The 22,033-nt window shown below is 73.8% G+C and carries 23 protein-coding genes; 13 read left to right on the top strand and 10 right to left on the bottom strand.

Going from position 1 to position 22,033, the window contains the following annotated elements; all coding sequences use genetic code 11:
* Nucleotide 1 precedes the first annotated feature (1 nt).
* Entirely contained in the window at nucleotides 2–1,000 is a 999-nt protein-coding gene (locus ACFYVJ_RS21635) for a hypothetical protein (protein ID WP_388893756.1), read from the top strand.
* A 55-nt stretch (nucleotides 1,001–1,055) separates the two neighbouring features.
* Here ACFYVJ_RS21635 and ACFYVJ_RS21630 read toward each other — a convergent pair whose 3' ends face one another.
* Together ACFYVJ_RS21630 and ACFYVJ_RS21625 are read right to left on the bottom strand one after the other, a co-directional pair.
* Entirely contained in the window at nucleotides 1,056–1,658 is a 603-nt protein-coding gene (locus ACFYVJ_RS21630) for a DedA family protein (RefSeq protein ID WP_388893899.1), read from the bottom strand.
* A gap of 333 nt (nucleotides 1,659–1,991) precedes the next feature.
* Entirely contained in the window at nucleotides 1,992–4,067 is a 2,076-nt protein-coding gene (locus tag ACFYVJ_RS21625) for a DHA2 family efflux MFS transporter permease subunit (RefSeq protein WP_388893754.1), read from the bottom strand.
* 215 nt (nucleotides 4,068–4,282) lie between these two features.
* On the opposite strand from ACFYVJ_RS21625, the gene ACFYVJ_RS21620 reads away from it, so the two are divergent.
* Together ACFYVJ_RS21620 and ACFYVJ_RS21615 are read left to right on the top strand one after the other, a co-directional pair.
* A complete protein-coding gene (locus ACFYVJ_RS21620; protein ID WP_388893752.1) occupies nucleotides 4,283–5,443 on the top strand; it encodes a peptidoglycan-binding protein in 1,161 nt (386 codons plus the stop codon).
* Nucleotides 5,444–5,445: 2 nt separating this feature from the next.
* Entirely contained in the window at nucleotides 5,446–6,114 is a 669-nt protein-coding gene (locus ACFYVJ_RS21615) for a nitroreductase (protein WP_388893750.1), read from the top strand.
* A gap of 44 nt (nucleotides 6,115–6,158) precedes the next feature.
* Here the strand turns inward: ACFYVJ_RS21615 and ACFYVJ_RS21610 are convergent, their stop codons facing one another.
* Together ACFYVJ_RS21610 and ACFYVJ_RS21605 are read right to left on the bottom strand one after the other, a co-directional pair.
* Complete coding sequence (locus ACFYVJ_RS21610) at nucleotides 6,159–6,893, bottom strand: SDR family oxidoreductase (protein WP_388893748.1); 735 nt, start codon at nucleotides 6,891–6,893, stop codon at nucleotides 6,159–6,161.
* A 109-nt stretch (nucleotides 6,894–7,002) separates the two neighbouring features.
* Nucleotides 7,003–7,599, bottom strand: coding sequence for a helix-turn-helix domain-containing protein (locus ACFYVJ_RS21605; RefSeq protein ID WP_388893746.1), 597 nt, complete (start codon nucleotides 7,597–7,599; stop codon nucleotides 7,003–7,005).
* A gap of 91 nt (nucleotides 7,600–7,690) precedes the next feature.
* Here ACFYVJ_RS21605 and ACFYVJ_RS21600 point away from each other — a divergent pair, with 91 nt between their 5' ends.
* The gene (locus ACFYVJ_RS21600) at nucleotides 7,691–8,983 is read left to right on the top strand and encodes an MFS transporter (protein WP_388893744.1); all 1,293 of its coding nucleotides are present in this window, start codon (nucleotides 7,691–7,693) and stop codon (nucleotides 8,981–8,983) included.
* Between the two features lie 10 nt (nucleotides 8,984–8,993).
* Here ACFYVJ_RS21600 and ACFYVJ_RS21595 read toward each other — a convergent pair whose 3' ends face one another.
* Nucleotides 8,994–9,419, bottom strand: a complete 426-nt coding sequence (locus ACFYVJ_RS21595; RefSeq protein ID WP_388893742.1) for an ATP-binding protein — start codon at nucleotides 9,417–9,419, stop codon at nucleotides 8,994–8,996.
* Between the two features lie 470 nt (nucleotides 9,420–9,889).
* Between ACFYVJ_RS21595 and ACFYVJ_RS21590 the strand changes: the two genes are divergently transcribed.
* The 4 genes from ACFYVJ_RS21590 (at nucleotide 9,890) to ACFYVJ_RS21575 (ending at nucleotide 11,965) form a co-directional block, all read left to right on the top strand.
* Nucleotides 9,890–10,777: a helix-turn-helix domain-containing protein gene (locus tag ACFYVJ_RS21590; protein ID WP_388893740.1), complete on the top strand. Its 888-nt coding sequence runs from the start codon at nucleotides 9,890–9,892 to the stop codon at nucleotides 10,775–10,777.
* Complete coding sequence (locus ACFYVJ_RS21585; protein WP_388893738.1) at nucleotides 10,764–10,967, top strand: DUF397 domain-containing protein; 204 nt, start codon at nucleotides 10,764–10,766, stop codon at nucleotides 10,965–10,967. The genes ACFYVJ_RS21590 and ACFYVJ_RS21585 overlap by 14 nt, the downstream gene beginning before the upstream one ends.
* Before the next feature lie 169 nt (nucleotides 10,968–11,136).
* Nucleotides 11,137–11,592, top strand: a complete 456-nt coding sequence (locus tag ACFYVJ_RS21580) for a nitroreductase family deazaflavin-dependent oxidoreductase (protein ID WP_388893736.1) — start codon at nucleotides 11,137–11,139, stop codon at nucleotides 11,590–11,592.
* A 64-nt stretch (nucleotides 11,593–11,656) separates the two neighbouring features.
* A complete protein-coding gene (locus ACFYVJ_RS21575; protein WP_388893734.1) occupies nucleotides 11,657–11,965 on the top strand; it encodes a hypothetical protein in 309 nt (102 codons plus the stop codon).
* Between the two features lie 56 nt (nucleotides 11,966–12,021).
* On the opposite strand, the gene ACFYVJ_RS21570 is transcribed toward ACFYVJ_RS21575, so the two are convergent.
* Both ACFYVJ_RS21570 and ACFYVJ_RS21565 read right to left on the bottom strand, forming a co-directional pair.
* A complete protein-coding gene (locus ACFYVJ_RS21570) occupies nucleotides 12,022–12,591 on the bottom strand; it encodes a DUF2087 domain-containing protein (RefSeq protein WP_388893732.1) in 570 nt (189 codons plus the stop codon).
* Nucleotides 12,588–14,096: an amidase gene (locus ACFYVJ_RS21565; RefSeq protein ID WP_388893730.1), complete on the bottom strand. Its 1,509-nt coding sequence runs from the start codon at nucleotides 14,094–14,096 to the stop codon at nucleotides 12,588–12,590. The genes ACFYVJ_RS21570 and ACFYVJ_RS21565 overlap by 4 nt, the downstream gene beginning before the upstream one ends.
* 99 nt (nucleotides 14,097–14,195) lie before the next feature.
* Between ACFYVJ_RS21565 and ACFYVJ_RS21560 the strand changes: the two genes are divergently transcribed.
* Together ACFYVJ_RS21560 and ACFYVJ_RS21555 are read left to right on the top strand one after the other, a co-directional pair.
* A complete protein-coding gene (locus tag ACFYVJ_RS21560) occupies nucleotides 14,196–14,789 on the top strand; it encodes a TetR/AcrR family transcriptional regulator (RefSeq protein WP_388893728.1) in 594 nt (197 codons plus the stop codon).
* An 85-nt stretch (nucleotides 14,790–14,874) separates the two neighbouring features.
* Nucleotides 14,875–15,537, top strand: coding sequence for an HAD-IA family hydrolase (locus ACFYVJ_RS21555; RefSeq protein ID WP_388893726.1), 663 nt, complete (start codon nucleotides 14,875–14,877; stop codon nucleotides 15,535–15,537).
* Between the two features lie 1,860 nt (nucleotides 15,538–17,397).
* On the opposite strand, the gene ACFYVJ_RS21550 is transcribed toward ACFYVJ_RS21555, so the two are convergent.
* Both ACFYVJ_RS21550 and ACFYVJ_RS21545 read right to left on the bottom strand, forming a co-directional pair.
* Complete coding sequence (locus ACFYVJ_RS21550) at nucleotides 17,398–17,979, bottom strand: TMEM165/GDT1 family protein (protein ID WP_388893724.1); 582 nt, start codon at nucleotides 17,977–17,979, stop codon at nucleotides 17,398–17,400.
* Nucleotides 17,980–18,169: 190 nt separating this feature from the next.
* Nucleotides 18,170–19,015 carry an ABC transporter permease gene (locus tag ACFYVJ_RS21545; protein ID WP_388893898.1) on the bottom strand — a complete coding sequence of 282 codons (846 nt, stop codon included), beginning with the start codon at nucleotides 19,013–19,015 and terminating at the stop codon, nucleotides 18,170–18,172.
* A 184-nt stretch (nucleotides 19,016–19,199) separates the two neighbouring features.
* On the opposite strand from ACFYVJ_RS21545, the gene ACFYVJ_RS21540 reads away from it, so the two are divergent.
* From ACFYVJ_RS21540 to ACFYVJ_RS21530, 3 genes are all read left to right on the top strand, one after another.
* Nucleotides 19,200–19,862 carry an HNH endonuclease family protein gene (locus tag ACFYVJ_RS21540; protein WP_388893722.1) on the top strand — a complete coding sequence of 221 codons (663 nt, stop codon included), beginning with the start codon at nucleotides 19,200–19,202 and terminating at the stop codon, nucleotides 19,860–19,862.
* A gap of 208 nt (nucleotides 19,863–20,070) precedes the next feature.
* Nucleotides 20,071–20,805, top strand: coding sequence for a hypothetical protein (locus ACFYVJ_RS21535; RefSeq protein WP_388893720.1), 735 nt, complete (start codon nucleotides 20,071–20,073; stop codon nucleotides 20,803–20,805).
* Nucleotides 20,802–21,470, top strand: coding sequence for a hypothetical protein (locus ACFYVJ_RS21530; RefSeq protein WP_388893718.1), 669 nt, complete (start codon nucleotides 20,802–20,804; stop codon nucleotides 21,468–21,470). The genes ACFYVJ_RS21535 and ACFYVJ_RS21530 overlap by 4 nt, the downstream gene beginning before the upstream one ends.
* A 216-nt stretch (nucleotides 21,471–21,686) precedes the next feature.
* On the opposite strand, the gene ACFYVJ_RS21525 is transcribed toward ACFYVJ_RS21530, so the two are convergent.
* Nucleotides 21,687–22,031: an antibiotic biosynthesis monooxygenase family protein gene (locus ACFYVJ_RS21525; protein ID WP_388893716.1), complete on the bottom strand. Its 345-nt coding sequence runs from the start codon at nucleotides 22,029–22,031 to the stop codon at nucleotides 21,687–21,689.
* Nucleotides 22,032–22,033: the final 2 nt, after the last annotated feature.

Below are 22,033 nucleotides of genomic sequence, written 5' to 3'. Positions count from 1 at the left end.
GATGGAGACGAAGCGCTGGGCCGGGCCCGTGCTCGCCGTGGCGTTGGTGGCCGTGGCCGTCGGATGGGGCGCGGTGTCGCGCTCCGACGGCGGCGAGGCGGGCGGCGACGCGGTGGACAGCGCGGTACGCGACCAGGCGCCGGACCGCTCCCGCTTCACGTCCCCCGGCCCCACCCCGGGACCCGGCGCGTCCGGGCCCGCCGACCCCGGGCCCACCGCCCCCGGCTCCGCCCCGGCCGATCCCGCCGCGCCCCCGCGCACCCCGCAGGACGTGCTCTACCTCGGCGACTCCCTCGCCATGGAGGCCCAGGACGTCCTCGGCGGTCGGCTCGAACGCTCCGCCCGCGTCGCCTCGTACAGCAGCGAGCCCGTCGCCGGCGTCACCGTCTGCGACTACCTCCAGGGCCGCCCGGGCCGCTCCCTCGTCCCGCGCGAGGACAAGGCCGCCGCCCTGGTCGAGAAGCGCGAACCGGGCGTGATCGTGCTGCAGTTCTGGGGCAACACCTGGGGCTACACGCCCTGCATGGAGGGCGTCGAGTGGGGGACGGCCGCGTACTACGAGCGCTACGCCGCCGACCTGCGCGCCCTTACCGGGCAGATCGCCGACGCCGCGCGCGAGGCCGACGTGCCGCGCCCCCGCATCGTCTGGGTGCAGCAGCCGCCGGACGCGCTGCACCCCGACCGGATCGAGCAGGTCAACGCCCTGTACGACCGGCAGGCCACCGCATCAGGCGACCTGCTGGCCGACGCCGGCCGCGAACTGCGCGACGACGACGGGAAGTGGACGCAGTACCTGCCGTGCAACGACTACGAGCAGCGCACCGCCGGCTACTGCACGGGCCCGGACGGCACCGCCCGACTGCACCGCGACGACGACCCGTTGCACTTCTGCCTCGCGCCGACCCCGGAGGGCGGGCAGCCGTGCCCGGCCAAGTCCCCGGGTCTGGAGCGCTATTCGCGGGCGGTCGCGGACGAGGTCGACGCCTACCTGCGCGGCTGACGCACCCGGACGCGGGCGACCGGACCGGCGGTCGGACGCGGTCAGTCGGTGGTGGTCAGTCGGTGGCCGTCGGCTGCGGGCGCGGCCTGCGGACCAGGTACGCGGCCCCGAGCCCGGCGACGAAGAGCGCCAGCACCGACACGCCTGTCGCCAGCCACCCCGCGCCCAGCCAGCGGCTGCCGAAGTACCCGAGCGTCACGCCGTACGCGGCCCACAGCAGCCCGGCGAGCGCGGACCACGGCAGGAACTCCCGCACCTGCCGGTGCATCGCGCCCGCGCCGAGCATCACCACGCTGCGCCCCGCGGGCGCGAACCGGGCCAGGACGACGATCCCGCCGCCCCGCCGGCCGCTGAGGTGGTGGCCGAGGCGCTCCTGCGCACGGACCAGCAGGCGGGAGTTGGCGAACTTCTCGCGGCCTCTGCTGGCGAGCCGGAAGGCGAGCATGTCGCCGAGCACCGAGGCGGTGGCGGCGCAGAGCATGAGGGCCAGCAGTTCGGCGAGGTGGTCGGCGGCGGGGAGGGTGGCGCCGTTGCGTACGGCGTCGGCCGCGGTGGTGGTGCCGGCGGCGGCGGTGGCGGCCATTATGACCAGCGCGCCGCTGGGCAGCAGCGGCAGGAAGACGTCGAGGAGGACGGAGGTGGCGACGATGGCGTACATCCACGGGGTACCGCTCAGTGACCCCACAAACTCCACTGTTCCCCTGCTCCCCGTGTCCCGGCGGTCATCCGGTGATTTTTTCTGCCGCGGACGAGAGCGCCGGGCGGATCACAGCGTACGCCTGGCGCGTCGCCGGAATTCGCACGGGGGGACCAGATGTAACCTGCATCACTCCTGAGGACCCGCTCACCCGCCGTCACTCGCATGCCGTACGGCACGGAGTGCCGGGCGCTGCCCGTACGGCGGTCGTGCGCCGGGGCGTACGGCGGTGGTGCGGCCGCCGTACGGCGGCGGTGCGGGCCGTCGTACGGCACGGGCGGTGCGCGGTGCCGGTCAAGCGGGGGGTTTCGGCGGGGAGTCCGGGTCCGGCCGCCACTTCTCCACCGCCTCGCCGGACGGCGCCTCGTGGTCGGAGCCGCACAGCTCGGCGGACAACTGCTCCACCAGTTCGGTGAGGTCCGTGGGCCGGTCGGGCGTCCACCAGTCGCCGAGCATCTCGCCCAGCGCCGCCTGCCGCGCCGCCGACAGCCGCCGCGCGACCCGGGTGCCTTCCTCCGTACAGAGCACCGGCAGCCCCTCCCGGCGTGTCAGGCCCCGCTCCTCCAACTCCTGCGCCGCGCCGAGGACCACGTCGAGCGGCAGCCCGGTGCGCTCGGCGAGCGCCACCGGCTCGGTGGACTCGTACCGCTGGACGCGCAGCAGCAGCCAGCTCGACGCGGGCCGCAGGTCGAGGCCGGCGCGGCGGGTGATGTCCTCGTACAACTCCCGCCGCCCCTCCCGGGTGCTGAGCGCGCTGAGCGCGCGGCACACCTCGTCGTGGGGTGAGCGCTCGACGGGGTTGGTGGCGACGGTCTCGCTGCCGTCGGGGACGGTGACGGTGCCGCGCAGCGGGTCCTCGCGCAGGAAGAGCGCGATGAGGAAGGCGAGGGCGGCGACGGGGGCGGCGTAGAGGAAGACGTCGGTGATGGAGGTGGAGTAGGCGTTCACCACCTCCTGCCGCAGGGAGGCGGGCAGCCGGGCGATCGAGCGGGGGTCGGACTCCAGCGACTTCATGCTGAGCCCCCCGGGCAGGGACACACCGCTCAGCTCCGCTTCGAGCTTGTGGCGCAGCCGGCCGGTGAAGACGGTGCCGAAGACGGCGACGCCGAAGGACGCGCCGATGGAGCGGAAGAAAGTGGCGCCGGACGTGGCGACGCCGAGGTCGGCGTAGGAGACGGCGTTCTGCACGGCGAGCACGAGGACCTGCATGACGAGGCCGAGGCCGAAGCCGAAGACGAAGAAGTAGCCGCTGAGTTCCCAGTTGTTGCTGCCCTGGTGCAGCCGGTGCAGCAGGAGGAGGCCGACGGTGGTGACGGCGGTGCCGAGGACGGGGAAGACCTTCCAGCGGCCGGTGCGGCTGATGAGCTGCCCGGAGCCGGTGGAGGCGATGAGCATGCCCGCGACCATCGGGAGCATGTGGACGCCGGAGGTGGTCGGGGAGACGCCGCGGACGACCTGGAGGAAGGTCGGCAGGTACGTCATGGCGCCGAACATCGCGAAGCCGACGACGAACCCGATGACCGAGCAGAGCGTGAACGTGCGGATGGCGAAGAGCTTCAGCGGGATGACCGGCTCCGGCGCCCGCCGCTCGACCAGGATGAACGCGGTGAGCAGCGCGATCGCCAGCAGCCCGGCCACGACGACCTCCCAGGAGCCCCACGCCCAGGTCGTACCGCCGAGGGAGGTGACGCCGACGAGGCAGATGGCGAAGGAGGCGATGAGGGCGGTGCCGAGGTAGTCGATGCGGTGCTTGGTGGCGCGGCGCGGGATGTGCAGGACGACGGCGATGACGACGAGGGCGGCGAGGCCGATGGGCAGGTTGATGTAGAACACCCAGCGCCAGCTCAGGTGCTGGGTGAAGATGCCGCCGAGGAGCGGGCCGAGGACGCTGGTGGTGCCGAAGACGGCGCCGAACAGGCCCTGGTAGCGGCCGCGTTCGCGCGGCGGCACGATGTCGCCGACGATCGCCATGGCCAGCGACATGAGCCCGCCGCCGCCGATGCCCTGGAGAGCGCGGAAGCCGATGAGCTGGCCCATGTTCTGCGCGATGCCGCAGAGCGCGGAGCCGACGAGGAAGATGACGATGGCGGTCTGGAAGAGCTTCTTCCGGCCGTACTGGTCGCCGAGCTTGCCCCAGAGCGGGGTGCCGGCGGTGGCGGCCAGGAGATAGGCGGTGACCACCCAGGACAGGTGCTCCAGGCCGCCGAGGTCGCTGACGATCGTGGGCAGGGCGGTGGCGACGATGGTCTGGTCGAGTGCGGCGAGGAGCATCCCGGACAGCAGGGCGCCCATGGACACCAGGACGGCGCGCCGGGGGAGGCCCTGCCCGGGGACCTCGGGGGCGGGCGGGGCGCCGGCGGTCTGGGACATGCGCGGCTCCCCTCGGGTGCGGTGACCGTGCGGTGGGTGGTGCTTTTGAGACTCGTGGTGCCGGTGATGCGCGGGTCGTTTGCCTCATAGTCGCCCGGATGCATCGATACGGCCCGCCGGGGCGGTCCGCTCGGGCCGGGTTGCGGCCGGGGTGCGGTGCGCAGGGTTCCGCGGGGTCTGCATAATCGCCTCCAGCCCACAGGAGGGGGAGCACGGTGATACCTCGCGCATGCCGCACCTGCGGCGAGCCGCCCCGGGAGGACGGCGGGCGAGGCTGCGCCTGCGGCGCGGAGAGCGGCGCGGAGGACGGCGCCGAGGTGAGCGCGGGGGGTCCGCCGGAGCGGGAGAGACCGTTGCTGCGGCCGTACGTCATGAAGGCGCCGGGTCCGGTCGGGGGCTGGGACGGCGACGGCGACGAGGCCGGCGGCACGCCGGAGGGCTATGGCCCGGAGGCGCCACCGCCCGGCAGCGGCGCGCCGGAGGACTACGCCATGGAGGCGCCACCGCCCGGCAGTGGCACGCCGGAGGGCTACGCCACGGGGGCGCCGCCTCCCGACAGCACCCTCGCCGCCCCCTACGCCCCCATCGGCGCCGCGCCTGAGGGACCCGCGGACGCCGACCTCGGCCTCTTCGCCGACGACCCGGCCGCGCCGCGCGCCACCCGGGATCCGTACGACGCGGACGACCCCCGCGACCCGTACGACCCGCGCCACCGGATCGCCCGCCTCGCCGCCCGCAGGCGCCGCCGGGCGACGCTGGTCCTCACGGTCGGCGGCGTCGTGGCCGCGCTCAGCGTCGGGCTGCTGGGCTCCGGGCTGTTCTCGGACGACGGGGAGGACGACCGCGCCGTACCGAAGCCGGACGCCGTCACCGCCGTCCCCACCGGCGGCGGCACGAAGCCCGGCCCCGACGCCTCGCACAGCGGCGCCCCCAGCTCCCCCGCGGACGGCGACGACGCGGCGGAGCCCAGCGCCTCGGAATCCGACCGCACCGGGACCGCATCGGCGGACCCGGACGGGACACCCACCGACCGCACCGAAGCCGGCCAGGTCACCGCCGCCCCGCCGGACTCCGGCTCCGACCCCAGCACGCCGGCCGACCCCGACCCCGGCACCACTCCCGAGGACCCGGACCCGCCGCCTCCGCCGCCGACGCTGCGGGAGGGGGATTCGGGCCCGGAGGTCGTCGAGTTGCAGAAGCGGCTCATCGAGTCCGGTCATGCGCCGTTCCTGTCGCGTGCCGACGGCGACTACGGGCCCTTCACGCGACGGGCGGTCGAGCGCTTCCAGGACGCCAACGACATCGACGGCGACGAACGCGGCGTCTACGGCCCGGAGACGCGCCGTGCGCTGGAGTCCATGACGAAGGAACCCTGAGCATGGACGTGTACGAGGCCGTGGACAGCCGCCGGGCCGTGCGGGCGTTCAGCGACGAGCCCGTACCCGTGGAGGTGCTCGAACGGGTGCTCGCGGCGGCGGCCCGCGCCCCGTCGAGCGGGAACCTCCAGCCGTGGCACCTGTACGTGGTCAGCGGTGACCCGCTGGCCGGACTGAAGAAGCGCGCGACGGCCAGGGCGCTGGCCGGGGACCCGGGCGACGAGCGGGAGTACCCGATGTACCCCGCCGGCATGGGCGGCCCGCCGTACCGGGACCGGTTCACCGCCGCGGCGGCCCAGCGGTACGCGGCGCTGGGCATCGAGCGCGACGACCCCGGGAGGCCGGAGAAGATCGCCGCCCTGAACGCGGGCGCGTTCGGGGCCCCTGTCGTCCTGTTCTGCTATCTCGATCGCGCGATGGGGCCGGGGCAGTGGACGGACGCGGGGATGTACCTGCAGACGGTCATGCTGCTGCTCCGGGCGGAGGGGCTGCACAGTTGCCCCCAGGTGATGTGGACGATGTACCGGCGTACCGTCGCCGAGGCGGTCGGGGCCGGTGACGGGCTCGTGCTGCTGTGCGGTGTCGCGGTCGGCCACGCGAAGGCGGGCGTGCCGCCGCTGCGTACGGACCGGGCGGACCTGGCGGAGACGGTGACCTTCGTAGGAGCGTGACGGCCCGGCCCACCCGGACGCGGGCAGGAGATGCGGACCGTCCGTCAGCCGGATGTCTGTTCGAAGTGGAACGCCTTGATGAAGCAGTCCCGGGGCTGGCCGAGGGCGAAGAACACGCACTCCGCCACCGATTGCGCCGTGAGCATGTCGTCGGGGCCGCGCGGAGTGCTCTCCCACTGCGGGGACAGCGGGTCCGGGTTGCTGAAGTCCGGCGGGTAGAGCGAGATGACCCGCACCCCCCGGGGCCGCAGCCGCGTGGAGAGGATGTCGGCGAAGCCGGCCTGTGCGCTCTTGGCGGCGTAGAAGGCGTCGTGGGCGTCGGAGCGCTGGTGGGCCGGGAGCCCGGCGGCGGAGATCATGTTGACGATGTCCGGCCGGTCGGACGCGAGCAGCAGCGGCAGCAGGTGCTTGACGACGAGGATCGTGCCGGTCGCCCCGGCGGCCACGGTGTCGATCACGTCCTCGTCGGTGGCGGAGAGGAGATCCGGCCCGCCCAGCCAGCGCGCGCCGTTGTTGACCAGCACGTCCACCCGGTCGGTGCGCTGCGCCACGTCGGCGGCGAACTGCCGGACGGAGGCGGGGTCCGCCAGGTCGCAGGCGAGCGCGTGCACCTGTGGATGGCCGAGGTCGCGGATCTCGTCCGCCACCCGTCGCGACGCGTCCAGGCTGCGGGAGGACACGAAGACCTCCGCGCCCTCCCGGGCGAAACGGATGGCGAGAGTCCGGCCGAAGTCGCGGGAAGCGCCGGTGATGACGACGCGTTGCCGTTCGAAGCCCATGTGATGTGCCTGCCGCCCCTGAGTGTCCGTACCCGCTCTGCCGCCCTGGTGTGATCGGGTACGCCGACACCATCACAGGCCGGCCGGGCAGCGGAACGAGACCTTCGGCCTAGGACCTCCGGCCCCCGCTGCCCCCGGCGGTGCGGAGGTGGATGCGTTCGCCGGACTTGCCGAAGAGGCTCAGCACGTCGACGGGCCCGCGGCCCGCGGCGCCGAACCAGTGCGGGATCCGGCAGTCGAACTCGGCGGCCTCGCCCGCGGTCATGACGAAGTCGCGCTCGGCGAGCCGGACGCGCAGGCGCCCGCGCAGCACGTACAGCCATTCGTGGCCGGCGTGGGTCCGCAGATGCGGCTCCTTGTCATGGGCCGGGATGGTCATCTTGTACGCGCGCGGCTCGCCCTGCTGCCGGGACAGCGGGATCAGCACCCGGCCGTCCCGCGTGGTCGGCTGCTGCGGCACCCGTGGGTCGACGATGCGGGGCGCGGCGACGATCTCGTCGAGCGGGATGCCGAGGGCCGCGGTGACCGGCAGCAGCAGTTCGAGGCTCGGCTTGCGCCCGCCCGACTCCAGCCGGGACAGCGTGCTGGTCGAGATGCCGGTGGCGCGCGCGAGGGCGGCGAGGCTGACGCCCTTGGCCTCGCGGGCGCGGCGCAGCCGGGGGGCGATCTGGCCGATGACGGCGCCGACGCTGGGCTGGTCGTCCATGGGGCGCAGTCAACCAACGCGTCCCGGAATCGGCAACGGAAGTTGTCGTTTCGGCACGGCCGCCCGGACGCTGCCCGCGGAGGTGGTCGACATGCGGACGGCGCAGGACGACGGATTCACCGGGGCCCGCGGTCCCGGGAAGGTGCGGGGCGGCCGGGGGCCGGGGCGCAGGGGCAAGGCGGCAGTCCGGAGCGGGCGGCGGGACCGCCTGCCCGCCGGGGTGTATCTGCTCGCCTTCAGCCTGTTCGCCATGGGGACCGCGGAGTTCCTGCTCGCGGGCGTGCTGCCCGCGGTCGCCGCGGACCTGGACGTCACGCTCTCCTCCGCGGGGTTCCTGATCACCGCGTTCGCCCTGGGCGTCGTGCTCGGCGGGCCGCCGTTCGCGGTGCTCAGCCTGCGCTGGCCGCGGCGTACCGCGCTGCTGGCGGCGCAGGGCGTCTTCGGCGCTGGCATCGCCGTCGGGCTGCTGGGCGGCTACGAGCTCCTGCTGCTGACCCGGGTGGTCTCCGGCGTCGCGTACGCGGGCTTCTTCGCGGTGGCGTCGGTGACCGCGATCGGCCTGGTCACCCCGGACCGCAACGCCCGCGCCTCGGGCGTCGTGGTCAGCGGGCTCAGCGTGGCGATGATCGCCGGTGGTCCCGCCGGGACGCTGCTCAGCCACTTCATCGAGTGGCGGGGCGGCTTCTGGGTCGTCGTCGCCCTCACGCTGGCGGGGATGGCCGGCTGCTTCGCCGGCATACCCGCCGCCCCGCGGCCCGGCCCGGGGGCGGCGGGCGTCCGGCCGGGCGTGGCACGGGAGTTGGCCACGATGCGCAACCCGCATCTGTGGGGCATCTACGCGATCACGATCCTGACCACAGCCGCGTACATGATCACGTTCAACTACCTCGCGGCCATGCTCACCGGGATCACCGCCCTGCCCGAGGTCTGGGTCCCCGCCGTCCTCGCCCTCTTCGGCGTCGGCGCCTTCGCGGGGTTGTCGATCGGCGGCCGCGTCTCCGACCGGCTGCCGCACGGCGCGCTGCTCACCGGCGCCGTGGCGATCGCGGTCCTCTCGCTGGCGATGACCGTCGCGGTCCGGCACGCCTGGGCGGTGATTCCGGTCGTGTTCGCCCTCGGCATCGCGGCGTTCGTCCTCAACCCCGCCGTCTACGGCCGCGTCTTCGCCATCGCGGCGGACGCGCCGACCCTCGCGGGGGCGACCACGGTCTCGGCCTTCCAACTGGGCATCAGCGGCACGCCGGTCCTCGCCGCAGCCGTGCTGAACCGGGGAGCGGACCTCACCGCCGTCTGCCTGATCGGCGCCGCGCTCGCCGCGTGCGCGGTCCCGCTGATCCTCGCCGACCGCGCGCGTGCCGGGCGGGTACGGGACCGCGCGGGCTGACGCCTCCGCCTCATCGAAGGACGAACTCGGCCCAGACGGCCTTCCCGGGCCCCGACCGCTCGGCCACGCCCCACTCGTCGGCGAGCGAGGCGACGACGAGGAGCCCGCGCCCGTGGGCGTCGTCGTGTCGTGGCGCGCGGGTACGGGGACATCCGTCGCCGGTGTCGTGCACCTCGACCCGCACCGTGTCGTGCAGGGTGACGACGCGGACGAGGAAATCCCGGCCGGGCGGCCCGTACCGGACGGCGTTGGTGGCGAGTTCCGAGGTGCAGAGCCGGATGTCGGCGAGCAGTTCGGCGTCCGCGATGCCGCCGAGCGCCGCCGCGACGAAGTCGCGCGCGCGGCCGACCTCGGCGGCGTCGCGGGCGAACTGCCGCTTGTGTACGGGCTCCAGCGGGATCGGCCGCCGGATCCGGGGGGTGGGCTGCGCTCGCACGGCGGTACGGGCGCGGTGGTGCCCGCCGCCGGGGGTGCCGGGGTCGCCGGGGGCGCCCGGGCGACCTGCCGGTGCGGCAGGCGCGATAGCGGACGTTGGCGCCCCGGATTCGGTGCGGTAGCGCCGCGTGGGCGTCGGCTGGCCACGGATTCGGCGAACCGTTCATTTCGTGGTGGCACTTGGGGATAACCGGTTCTTCTGCGGCCATGGGCACGTCTCCTCGTCTTCCGCGCGTGGCCGTCGGCGTACAAAGGGTTTGGTCAAGTTGCGTTCTACGCGGCGGGCTTGACACGCTGAGCTATCGGAAGACTAGAGTGCCGCCGCCTTTTGAATTCTGCAAGACTGGATTCCGTGAATCTTGGCCGGGCACTCGAACGAGTGAAGTTCATTGTGAATTCGGGGACCTCGGTGCTTTCATTTCGAGCGTCGGAAGTCCTTCACTTTGAATGACATGGGGAAGGGGAAAACGCATGGCGGAACGGGCGACGGGATCGACGGTGCCGCGGAGGCAACTCGGCCGGTACTTACGTGACCTGCGGAATCAGGCACGGCTCACGGTGCGCTCGGCGGCGCACCAACTGGAGTGGTCGGAAGCGAAGATGTGGCGCATCGAAACGGGGCAGTCGTCGCTGCGCAGCTTCGACGTGGAGACCATGTGCAAGGTGTACGGGGCACCGGCCGATATCACCGAGGCGCTCATGGGCCTCGCGAAGGAGACGAAGGCGAAGGGGTGGTGGCACGCCTACGGCGACGTCATTCCGGAAGGCTTCGACGTGTACATCGGGCTCCAGGAGGCGGCGTCGAGTCTCACTTCGTACCAGAGCGATCTGGTGCCGGGACTGCTGCAGACGGAAGGCTACGCGCGGGCGGTCATCCGTCATCACAATCCGGACGAGACGGAAGCGGAGATCGACCGTCGGGTGCGTCTGCGCATCGAACGGCAAACGCTTCTCACCCGGGCGACCACGCCCCCGTCCCTGCGACTGGTGCTCAACGAGTCGGTGCTGGCGCGGCCCGTGGGCGGACCTGAGGTCATGGCCGGGCAGTTGAAGAGCCTTGCCGAGGCGGCCGGGCGCTCCAACATCGCGATCCGGGTGGCACCTTTCGCCGCGGGGCTGCATCTGGGCATGCTGTCGGGGTCGTTCGTCGTCCTTCGCTTCCCCGCGAACGGTGACGGCACGGAATCGGAGCCCCCGACCGTCTACTCGGACGGCTTCACCGGAAGCCTGTACCTGGACAAGCCGCACGAGGTGCAGAGCTACCAGGAGGCGTTCGAAGACGTCTGGGAGTCATCGCCCGACGAGCAGGTGTCACAGCGCCTGATCGTAGACACGGCAGGGAGTCATGGACAGGTCTGATCTCGCAGGTGTGCACTGGTACAAGTCGAGCTACAGCGACGGACAGCGCGATTGCATCGAGGTGGCGGTAGCCGACGGGGTCGTCGCCACGCGTGACAGCAAGGACCCCTCAGGACCGGTACTGACGTTCGCCCCCGACGCCTGGCGCGCCTTCGTCGCCGCCGTGCGCGGCGGGGAGTACCGCCGGTAACGGGAACGTACGACCGCAAGCGCCCCTCCGCCGGCGGGCGTCCGGCGGTGGGGCGCCGGCCGTGCGAAACATGCCGCAGGGAATGTCGAAGGCGGCGTGGCTGCTTCGTCCCCGGGGTGTAGTCCGGCCAACCTGGGCCCGCGACACCCGTACCGGAAGGATCGCCGCCATGGCCACCGCAGAAGACCTCGACCGCGCCACCGACTCGCAGTGGGACTGGGTCGCCGAGCACACCCGTACGTACCTCGCCTCGGGCGGTACCGAGGGGCACGAGCGCGACGGCACGTACACGCTCGTGCTCGCTACCACAGGACGGCGGACCGGGACGCCGCGCCGCACCGCGCTGATCTACGGGACCGCGGGTGACGACTTCGTGGTCGTCGCCTCCAAGGGCGGGGCCGACGAGGACCCGGCGTGGCTGCGGAACCTCGTGGCCGAGCCCAGCGTCGGGGTGCAGGTCGGCACCAGGCGGTTCACCGCGCGGGCGCGGGTCGCGTCCGCGACCGAGCGCCCGGCGCTCTGGGAGCAGATGGTGGGCATCTTCCCGCTCTACGAGGAGTACGCGCAGAAGGCGGCCCGCGAGATCCCGGTCGTCGTGCTCACGCCGCTGGCCGGATCCCGTTGACCTGAAGTCCGGTTGAGGCTCTAGGTTCGGGTGCGCCGATGTCGACGTACCGGGAGGAACGGCCATGAGGACGCTGGTGCTGGGAAGGTCGCCCGCCAGGGTGACGGAGGTGCTGGCCACGCTGCGCGCGGACGGCTTCGACGCGGAGGGCGTGAGCACCGACGAGGAGGCCCTGGCGCTGCTGGCGGGCGACGGGTTCGGGGTGCTGATCATCGGCGGGGGCGTGGAGCCGGACTCCCGGGTGGCGATCAAGGAGTCCGCGGCGGAGCACGGGGTGCGGCGCGTGGTCGACGGGGCGCTGACGGAGCCGATCGACGCGTATGTGCGGCGGGAGTTCGAGCCGGTGATCCGGGAGGCGGCCGCCGAGGGGTGACGGCCGCGGCCCGGGGGCGGGGGCGGGAGGGCGAGGGGCGCAGGGCGGGCCCGGTGCTATGCGCGCTCGTACGCGGTGCCGGACTCGTTCCGCCGCAGCAGGCCCTCGTCGACCAGGGCGCGGCGCAGGCTCACCCAGTCGTCCAGCCACTCGCCGCAGATCGCGTTGACCTTCGCCTCGGAGTACGTGGTGCCGGGCTCGAACGAGTCCGTCACGACCGCGAGCACCCGGCCCCGTACCTCCGCGTCGCCCGGGATCGACGTCAGCCGCCCGCGGCGGAAGTAGCCGCCGGCGCCGTCGCCGCCGCCCCGGCCGGTGAGCCTGACCTCGGCCTGGACCGCGAGCCGGAAGGTGTCCTCGCGCAGGGCGTACGTGCGGGTGGCGGCGTCGAAGGTGGCGACCCTGCCCGCCGTGAGCTTCTGGAGCGCCGCGGCGGCGGCCGGGGGGCGGAGGCCGGTGCGGGCGGCGACGTCGGTCACGGAGGTGGCGCCGAGGGCGAGGGCGGCGTAGACGGCGCGGCGGTCGGTCTGGGCGAGGAGGCCGACGAGGTCGCGGCAGGAGGGCGGGTGGTCCTCGGTGGCGGCGTTCGTGGGGGCGGAGGCGTTCATGGGGGCGGCGGCGTTCATGGGGTGTTCCATTCAGTTGTGGTGCCGGTGTCGTCCCGTACACGTACCGCGTCATCCGGTCGGCCCGAAAGTCGTTTTCCCCCGCCCCGTCCGGCTTCCGGGTCGATCGGCGTGAGCACGCCGAGCCGGTCCTCGACCGCCTGCGCCGCCTCCAGGCACAGGTCCTCCCGGAATGCCCGGCCGACGATCTGCACTCCCACGGGCAGGCCGTCCACGACACCGGTCGGTACGGCCACGCCCGGCACCCCCACGAAGCTCGTCGCGCTGCACAGCCGCATCGCCGAGGCGACCCGGTCCCGGCCCGCCCGGTCGCGGGACTCCAGCCCCGGCTCGACGGGGGGTTCGGTGAACGATGGGCCCAGCAACAGCGGGTAGGCGTCGAGGAATTCGGCCCACGAGCGGCGGAGGGACATCCACGTGCCCATCAGCTTCACCAGTTCGTCCGCGGTCGCGGGCGGGGTCTGTTCCATGGCCATCGCGATGTAGCGGTCCCCGCCCTCGCCGAGCAGCGTCCGCACCGCCGGCCAGGTCGGTGCGAACTCGGTGACGGTCAGCCGCCCGTACGCCTCCAGCACCTCGTCCAGCCGCGGCACGTCCGCCACCTCGCGCACGACGTACCCCGCGTCGCGGAGTGCGTCGGCCGCGGTCTCGACGGCCGCGCGGATCGCGGGGTGGACGCCGTGGCCGCCCGGGTCCGCCACGACCGCGACCGTCAGCGGTCCGGGGAGCGCTTCGCCGTACGCCGGTACCGGTACGGCCCGGGGGTCGCGCGGGTCGGTCCCGGCCAGGGCCTCGTACGCCAGCCGCAGGTCGGCCACCGTCCGCGCCAGCGGTCCTTCCGTGACCAGCATGAGGGACGCCGGACCCGGGTCATCCGGGCCGAGTACGCGGTGGTCGGCAGGGAACCTGCCCGTGGAGGGCTTCAGCCCGGCCACCCCGCAGAACTGGGCAGGTATCCGCACCGAGCCGCCGGAGTCGTTGCCGAGTCCCAGCGCCGCCATGCCCGTGGCCACGGCGACCGCGTCGCCGCCGCTGGATCCGCCCGGGGTGCGGCTGCTGTCCCAGGGGTTGACGGTGTCGCCGAAGAGTTCGCTGCGCGTGTGCATCCCCGCCAGGATCAGGGTGGGGATGTTGCCGTGTCCGATCGGGATGGCCCCGGCCGCGCGCAGCCGCGCCACCGGAGGCGCGTCGGCCGCCGCCACGAGATCGCGGAAGCGCTTCACCCCGAACGTGGTCGGCACCCCCTCGACGGGGGTGCTCTCCTTCACCGTGAAAGGCACGCCCGCCAGCGGTCCCAGTGCCGCACCGGCGGACCGCAGGCGGTCGGTCCGGGCCGCGGCCTCGCGTGCGCGCTCCGCGAGGAGCTGGGTCACCGCGTTCACCTGCGGGTTGATCTCGGCGATGCGGCCGAGGTGGCTGTCGACCAGTTCGACGGCCGAGACGTGCGCGCCGCGTACGGCTTCCGCCTGTTCGGCGGCCGGCAGCTTCCACAGGTCGTCCCGCATGGCTTTCTTCCTCCTCCACGTTCCGATGCGCCTGCATCGGAACCGTCACCGTACCCTGGATCCGATACGAGCGCATCGGATAAGGAGGCGGCCGGAAGCATGCCCAGACAGGTGGATCACGACAGCCGGCGCCGCACCATCGCCGAGGCCGTCTGCCGTCTCGCCGACGAACGCGGCCTGGAGGGCGTGACCCTGCGCGACGTCGCCGCCCGCGCGGAGGTGTCGATGGGGGCCGTGCAGCGGTGCTTCCGCACGAAGGAAGAGATGCTGGTGTTCGCGCTCGGGTACGTGGGCGAGCGGGTCGGCGAGCGCGTGCGGGCCCGCCTCGTCCGGAGCCCGGCCCAGTCGGCGGGTACGGCGCTGGGGCACGCCGCCGCCGAGGTGTCGCTGCTCGGGGGCGAGCACCGCGCCGAGGCCAGGGTCTGGCTCGCCTTCGTCGCCCAGGCGGCCGTCAGCGAAGCGCTCGCCGGGACGCTGCGGACGAACTACGCGGGCCTGCACGAGGTGTTCGTCCGGCTCCTCGCGGAAGCCGCCGAGGGCGCCGGGCGGGCGGCGGCCCTCGATCCGGAGCGCGAGGCCCGTACGCTCCTCGCTCTCGCCGACGGCCTCACCGTCCACGTCCTCGTCGGCCATCTCGCCCCGGACGAGGCGCACGACGTTCTCCACGCGCACCTGGCCGGCCTCTGGGAGTGAGCCGTCTCATACCGCTCTTGGCGTGGGGTGCGGTGTTTTGTATCGTGAGGAAACAAACGCGGTTCTCCACCCCTGGGGGTTACGTATGGGCAGGCCCACGGACATAGGTGCCTTCAAGGCACTGCTCCTCGACATGGACGGGACGCTCCTCAACTCCGACGCGGTCGTGGAGCGCATCTGGCGCCGCTGGGCGGCCGATAACGGCAAGGACGCGGAGGAGATCCTGCGGTACGCCCACGGGCGGCAGGCGCACGCCACCATGGCGCACCTCTTCCCCGAGCGGCCGGTCGAGCAGAACCTCGCGGACAACGCGCGCATGCTCGCCTGGGAGACCGCCGACACGGACGGCATCGTGCCGGTGCCGGGCGCGCCGGAGTTCATGGCGGATCTGGCCGGCCTGCCGCACGCGCTGGTCACGTCCGCGGACCGGGCGCTGTCGCAGGCGAGGATGGCGGCGGCGGGGCTGCCGGTGCCGGCTATCTCCATCACGGCGGAGTGCGTGAGCGCGAGCAAGCCGGACCCGGAGGGGTTCCTGAAGGGGGCGGCGGACCTGGGGTTCGCGCCTTCGGAGTGCGTCGTGTTCGAGGACGCGGCGGCGGGCATCGCGGCGGCACGGGCGGCGGGGATGCGGGTCGTGGGGGTCGGACCGCGGGCCGCGACGGAGGGGACGGACGTCCACGTGGAGTCGCTGGCGGGGGTGCGGATCCGGCCGCTGGGGGGCGGCGCGCTGCAGTTGACGGTGGGGTAGGGGGCGCTGTGGGTGGGGTGAGGGAGGTGCCGCCGGGGGTGCGGGGGAGGTGCCGCCGGGGGTGTGGGGGAGGTGCGGGCGTTCGGTTGGGCTTCTTCCGTTGCGTCTGGCCGGGGGTGTGCCGGGTCGGATGCGTTCGTCTCTTGCGTTCCCTCGCGCGCACTAGGTGTGCGCCGGGTCTGTTGTGCCCGTTCGTGGCCGTGCGTCCCGTCGCGGGCGCCGAGGTATGGGCCTGGTCGGGTACGGGCCTCACGCGTGCGTCATGCGTGCCTCGCGCGTGCCCGTGCCTGATAGGTGCCGCACACGTGCCCTCACAACACGTGCCCTCACACCCGCCCAAGGGTAGGCGCCTGCTCTGACAGTGCGGGGTTGTTGGTGTTCTGAGCTGGTACGTCGTGTCTGTGCGGAGCCGGGTGCGGGGGTACGGTGCCGGGCGCGCGGTGGTGCGTGGGGTGGGCCGGGTGCGGGGGTACGGCGTCGGGCGCGTGGTGGTGGGTGGGGTGGGCCCGTATCGGGGGAGCGGCGAAGGGAGCGGCTGTGTCGTCATGGCTCCCCCCGGGCCACCCCGCTTTTGATGGTGCGGGCCTGCGTCCGGTGTCAAGGGCGCTCCCTCCGCTTCGCTGCGGGAACGTCGCTTCGCGATGGGGCTTCGCCCCACCCTTGACACCGGACTCCGGCCCGAAAGACCGGCGGCTATGGGTGGCCCGGAGGGAGCGGGCGCCCTCGAACGGGACTACGGAGGCGGAGCCCGGCGGACGGGGCAGCGGGCCACCGGAGTTGAGCCAGTCCCGATCGCCGATGTTCCCGGTCGACGGAGGCCGGGCCGCCGGGTGCCGGGTGTTCCCCGATCGCCGATGTTCTCGGCGGACGGAGGGCCGGGCCGCCGGCCGTTGGGTCTGCCCTGATCGCCGATGCACCCGGCCGACGGCCGGGCCGCCGGGTGCCGGTGTTCCCCGATCGCTGGGGTTCCCGGCGGACGTGGGGCGGGCTGCCGCTTGCCGGGGGCTGCCCTGATCGCCGTTGCCCCGGTGGACGTGGGGCGCAGGCCGGAGGTGGGCTGGGGGCGATCGTCGATGTTCTCGTAGGACGTGGGGCGGAAGTCGGAGACGGCTGCGCTTGTCGCCGGATACCCCGGTGGGCGGAGGCCGGCTCACGGGCTCTTCTGATCGCCGACGTGCTCGGGAGGCGGGCGTAACCCACGGGTCCGGACTTGGCGTGCCGCGGAGAACTCGCGTCCGGGCGCCGGTTGCAGCGCCGGGGTGGGCGTTGTTCGGATTCGGGCGAAAGCCGGGCTCTCGGGGTCGATTCGGCCCGTATCCGGGGGTGTTACCGCGAGTTACGACCCAACCTCTCCGCTTGGGAGCCGTGGGCGGCGGCCGTCGGGTCTCGGAATGGCCGCGTGTGCGTGGGTGGGCGAAAAGCGGGCTGCGTGGGCGATTTGTTCCGGTTTTGATAGGGCGTTACAGCGAATTACGGACGAATTCCTCCCGCCGGGCGTCCCGAACCGGGGCGGCGGGTCTGGGAATCGGTCGCGTGTGTGTGGATGGGCGAAAGTCGGTCCGCGGGGGTGGTTTGTCCAGGTTCCCCTGAGGTGTTGCCGCGAGTTTTCGGCGGTGGCGTTCCTTCGGTGGTCTGGGCGGTGCTGGTGCGCCCAGGTGGCGAAAGTCGGGCTCGGTGGGTGATTTGGCCTGGTTTCCAGGGTGAGTTGCCGCCAGATTGTCTCGGCGGCGTGCGTTCCGTCCGGGATGGGAGGTCGCCCGCAGGCCACCGGTCCGATGGTGCCTCGGGACGCGGCGGGGGTGCGCGTGTGGGGAGGTGAAGGGGCCGGCTCTGCTGCCCGCCGGCTCCCCCCGTACCCCCTCAGCCCCTGATGGCCTCGTAGATGCTGAAGCCCGCCAGGACCAGCATCACGCCCGCCGCCACCTTCGTGATCAGCTTCAGCGGTACGTACCGCATCAGCGTCCGGCCGCCCAGGATCCCGATCGCCGCCACCGCCCACAGCGCCAGCACCGCGCCGATGCCGACCGACAGCCAGTCGTCGTAGCGTGCCGCCAGGTTCGCGGTCATGATCTGCGTCAGGTCGCCGAACTCGGCGACCAGGATCAGCATGAAGCCCGCCCCCGCCACCTTCAGGAAGCTCTGGTCTGCGGGGGCCTTGACCTCCTCCTCGTCGTCGTCCTTTTTCAGCAGCAGGACCAGCGCGCCGGCCAGGAACAGCGCGCCGACGATCGCCTGCACCGGCCGCTGCGGGAGCTGCGCGAGCAGGCTGCCGGCGGCGATGGCGAGGCTGACGTGGACGACGAAGGCGGCGGCGACGCCGATGAAGACGTAGGAGGCGCGGTAGCGGGTGCCGAGCATGAGGCCGGCGAGCGCGGTCTTGTCCGGGAGTTCGGCGAGGAAGACGACGCCGAAGACGATCGCGACGGTGCTGAGGCTGAGCAAGGTTCCTACTCTCGGTCGGGCGCCGTACCGAGAGCGTAAGCGCATGGCAGACCTCGGCACGGCAGCGTCACAGGACACTGCGGCCGAAGGTCTCGCCGGCGCGGAGTCCGCGGCCTTCCGGCCCTGCGGTTCCGCGCTCCGGGCGCCGGCCCAGCGGGCTGGGCAGTATGTCGACGACACCGGCTGAGGGCTACTCCCCTTCAGACGTCCCCGAGTGTAGGCGATGCACCCTGCCGCGGGCGACCAGCTCCAGGGTCACCGCGACCGCCACCGCCTGCACCGCCATCAGCGCGACCAGCACGAAGAGCTGCACCGCACCGGCCTCGACGGGGGACGCGCCGCCCAGCAGCATGCCGACGTACGCGCCGGGGAGTGTGACCAGGCCCACGGTGCGGGTCTGGTCGAGGCCCGGGATCAGGGCGTCGGAGGCGGCCGGGCGCGCTATCTCCAGGCGCGCCTCGTGCTCCAGGAAGCCGAGCGCGAGCGCCGCCTCCACCTCGCCGTGCCGGGAGGTCAGCTCGTCCAGCGCGCGGCGGCCGGCGAGTACGGTGCCGGTCAGTGCGCCGCCGATGAGGATGCCGCTGACCGGGATGAGGGCGATGTCGTCGACCCCGACGAGGCCGGTGAGCAGCAGCGTGGCGACGACCGGGGTGACGCCGGTGGCGATGGGGGCGGCGGCCCAGCGCCAGGTGCGGTTGTGGGTGATGCGGCGGCCGGCGGTCCAGGTGGCGACGGCGAACATCAGGGCCACGAAGGCGAGGAGCAGGGGCACGGCGCGTACGACGTAGCCGATGACGAGCGAGACGGCGGCGAGTTGGGCGGCGGCGCGCAGCCCCGCGGTGGCGATGGCGCGCGCGTGTGGTGAGCCCCCGAGGGGTATTCGGCTCTTCCCGCCCCCTCGCTTCCCGCCGCCGCCGTTTCCGCTCCGCCGGTGCTCCTGTCCCTCGCCGAGCCGCGCCACCGCGGCGACGGTGACGGCGGCGGCCAGCAGGGCGGTGAGCACGGCCGCGAGGGTGACGTTGACGGGCAGCACCAGCCGAGCGTAGTCCGGTCGGGCGGTGGCGGCGCCGGGGGCGCGGGGAGGGCAAACCCGGTCTGCGGTCTTGCGGATGACATGGCCATGTCCTCAAGGTGTTACCTGGCGCCTGCAGAAACGACACTTCGCGGCGCCAGCATCCACGTGCACGTGCACAACACCCCCCATAGATCCGGGAGTTCGTATGTCCGGCATTTCTCAGCGGCCGCTCGCACGGCTGAAGGTCTACGCGCGTCACTTCGCCGCGCCGCTCGCGGCGGCTGCGCTGCTGCTGACCGCGGCACCCAGCGCCCAGGCCGAACCGCCCGCCCCGCCCAGCCCCGCCACCGCCCTCGGCTACCTCGCGGAGATCACCACCGCGCCCGAGGGCTCCTCCGACGGCTACGACCGCGACCTCTTCCCGCACTGGAGCACCCAGTCCGGAGCCTGCAACACCCGCGAGGTCGTCCTCAAGCGGGACGGTGAGAACGTCCAGCAGGACGCGAGCTGCGCCGCGGTCAGCGGTTCGTGGTACTCGCCGTACGACGGCGCGACCTGGACCCAGGCGTCCGACGTCGACATCGACCACATGGTGCCGCTCGCCGAAGCCTGGCGCTCCGGCGCCAGCGCGTGGAGCACCGGCGAGCGCGAGCAGTTCGCCAACGACCTCGACATCGCGCAACTGCTCGCGGTGACCGACAACGTCAACCAGTCCAAGGGCGACAAGGACCCGGCGAGGTGGATGCCGCCGTCGGCCGGCTACCACTGCACCTACGCGAGCATGTGGGTGTGGGTCAAGCACACGTACGACCTGACCGCCGACGACGCCGAGAAGGCGAAGCTGCAGTCCGTCCTCTCCGGCTGCTGACGGCCGGAGGGGCCTGACGGCCCGCGGGCCCGGCGGCCCGGCGGCACGCGGGCGCGGCGCGGAACCACCGCGCCGCGCACCGCGGTTCGCGCGCCGCGGTTCGCGCGCCGCCGGGTCCGGGCCCTGACCCCGCCCGCCGTACCCGTGCACGGCCCGCCGGCGCCGCGGAGCCGTGTTTGCGGCGGACGATACGGGCTAGCCGCCACCTATGACTGTGTGGCTGATCATCATCGTGGTCGTGACCGCCGTCGCAGCAGCGGTCTGGTTCCTGACGCGCACCGGCGGCGGCCTCGCCGCCCTCGGCCTGCCCGGCGGGCCGCGAGGACTGCGGCGGCGCTTCGGACCGGAGTACGACCGGACGGTCGAGCACCACGACGGCGACCGCAGGGCCGCCGACAAGGAACTCGCCCAGCGCGTCCGCACGTACGGCAAGCTGCAGCCCGTACGGCTGGACCCCGCGGCCCGCGAGCGCTACGACACCGAATGGACCCTGATCCAGCAGCACTTCGTCGACTCACCTGCCCGCGCCGCCGCCGAGGCCGACCATCTCATCGCCCGGCTCGCCGGCGACCTGGGCTATCCCGCCGAGGAGTACGACGAGCGGGTCTCGGCCCTTTCCGTCCACCACCCGCGGCACATCGGCGACTACCGCCGGCTGCACCGGCTCGCCCAGGGCGAACCCGGCCGGGCGGGCACGGAGCCGCCCACGGAGGAGGCCCGCACCGCGCTGCTCCGCACCCGGGAGCTGTACACGGAGCTGGCCGGCCGGCCAGGCGGCGCCTCCGCGGTGCTCCCGAAGGCGCCGGAGGCCCCCGGGGTCACGGAGACCGGGAAGGCGGCGACCCCGGACCGCGAGCGTGGCGGCGGGCGCCGGCTGGCCGACCGCGTGCACGTGCCGAGGGCGATGCGCCGCGGCGACGGGCGAGGCGGGAGCGTGTCGTGACCGGCGCGAGGGAACGCGACGAGACGGCGGGCCGGCCGTCCGCAAGCTCCCCGGCCCCGAACGGTGAGGAGACCGGGGCGGCGGCGCGAGGAGGCGCGGTGCCGCCGGAGAGCGGCGCCGGCGGGGACGCGCCTGACGGGCGCGGCGCGACGGCCGGGGAGCCGGCCCGCACCGAGGCCACCGGTGCCCCCGCACCCGCCACCGCGACGGCGACCGCCCCGGCGGGCCCGGTGCGGGGCGGCCCGGCGACCACCGATCGCCCGGCGACCACCGACGCGGTGGCCGCCGACCCGGTGGCGGTCGCGGACCCCGTGTCCCCCGCTCCCGCGACCCCGGCCGCGGTGCCCGCGTCCGGGACCGGCCGGGGCCGCGAGCCGGACCGCCCGCTCCTGGCGCCGTCCGAGCGGGACGAGCTGGACGACCGGCTGCTCCGGGCGGCCGGCCGCTTCGTGGACGACCCGCCGGGCGCGGTCGACGACGCGGTCGTCATCCTCGGCGATCTCGGCGAGCGCGTCGCCGCGCTCCTCGCGGAACGCCGCGACGCCTGCCGGGACCTGACCCGCCAGGCCCGGGCCACCGAGGGCGCCGCTAACGCGCAGACCGAGAGCCTGCGTCTCGCGCTCCGCGACTCGCGTGATCTCGCGGAGCGGCTGCTGAAGTTGTAAAGACCTGCCGCGGGCTCCTGCGCCTACCAGGCCGCCCACCCCCCTGGGGCCCGCGGCAGCCACACCCCCGGGCCCGGCCGCCGTGGGAATCGGCCCGGCCGACCGCTTGCGGGCCGGACGATCACCGCCGGAAGCACCGGCACCGCGGGCGCCGCGGGCGCCCGCCGCCCGACGGGGAGCGCCCGTCCGGCGGCGGCGCTCCCCGGGTTCCGGCCCTCACGCCCCGTCCGCCGAGCCGCCCGGGCTCGCCTGCTGGACGACCTCGAACGTCCAGACCTCGGAGTCCGTCGCCGCCGGCCGCCGCTGCTCCCCGTCGCCGCCCTGGTCCCCGCGGTGTGCGGCCTTCATCGAACCCTCCATCCAGGTCCGGAAGTCCTCCTCGCTGCGCCAGCGGGTGTAGACGAGATACCGGTCGGACCCCTCCAGGGGGCGCAGCAACTCGAACCACTCGAAGCCGTCCGCGCTCTCCACCAGGCCGGCGCGGGCGGCGAAGCGCTTCTCCAGCTCCTCCCGCTGCTCGGCGGGGACGGTCAGGGCGTTGATCTTCACCACGCTGGGCACAG

The organism is Streptomyces sp. NPDC004134, from assembly GCF_042874195.1.
Taxonomy (GTDB): Bacteria; Actinomycetota; Actinomycetes; order Streptomycetales; family Streptomycetaceae; genus Streptomyces.
Note: the sequence above shows the minus strand (reverse complement) of the source record. Positions and strands in the feature narration are given on the sequence as shown.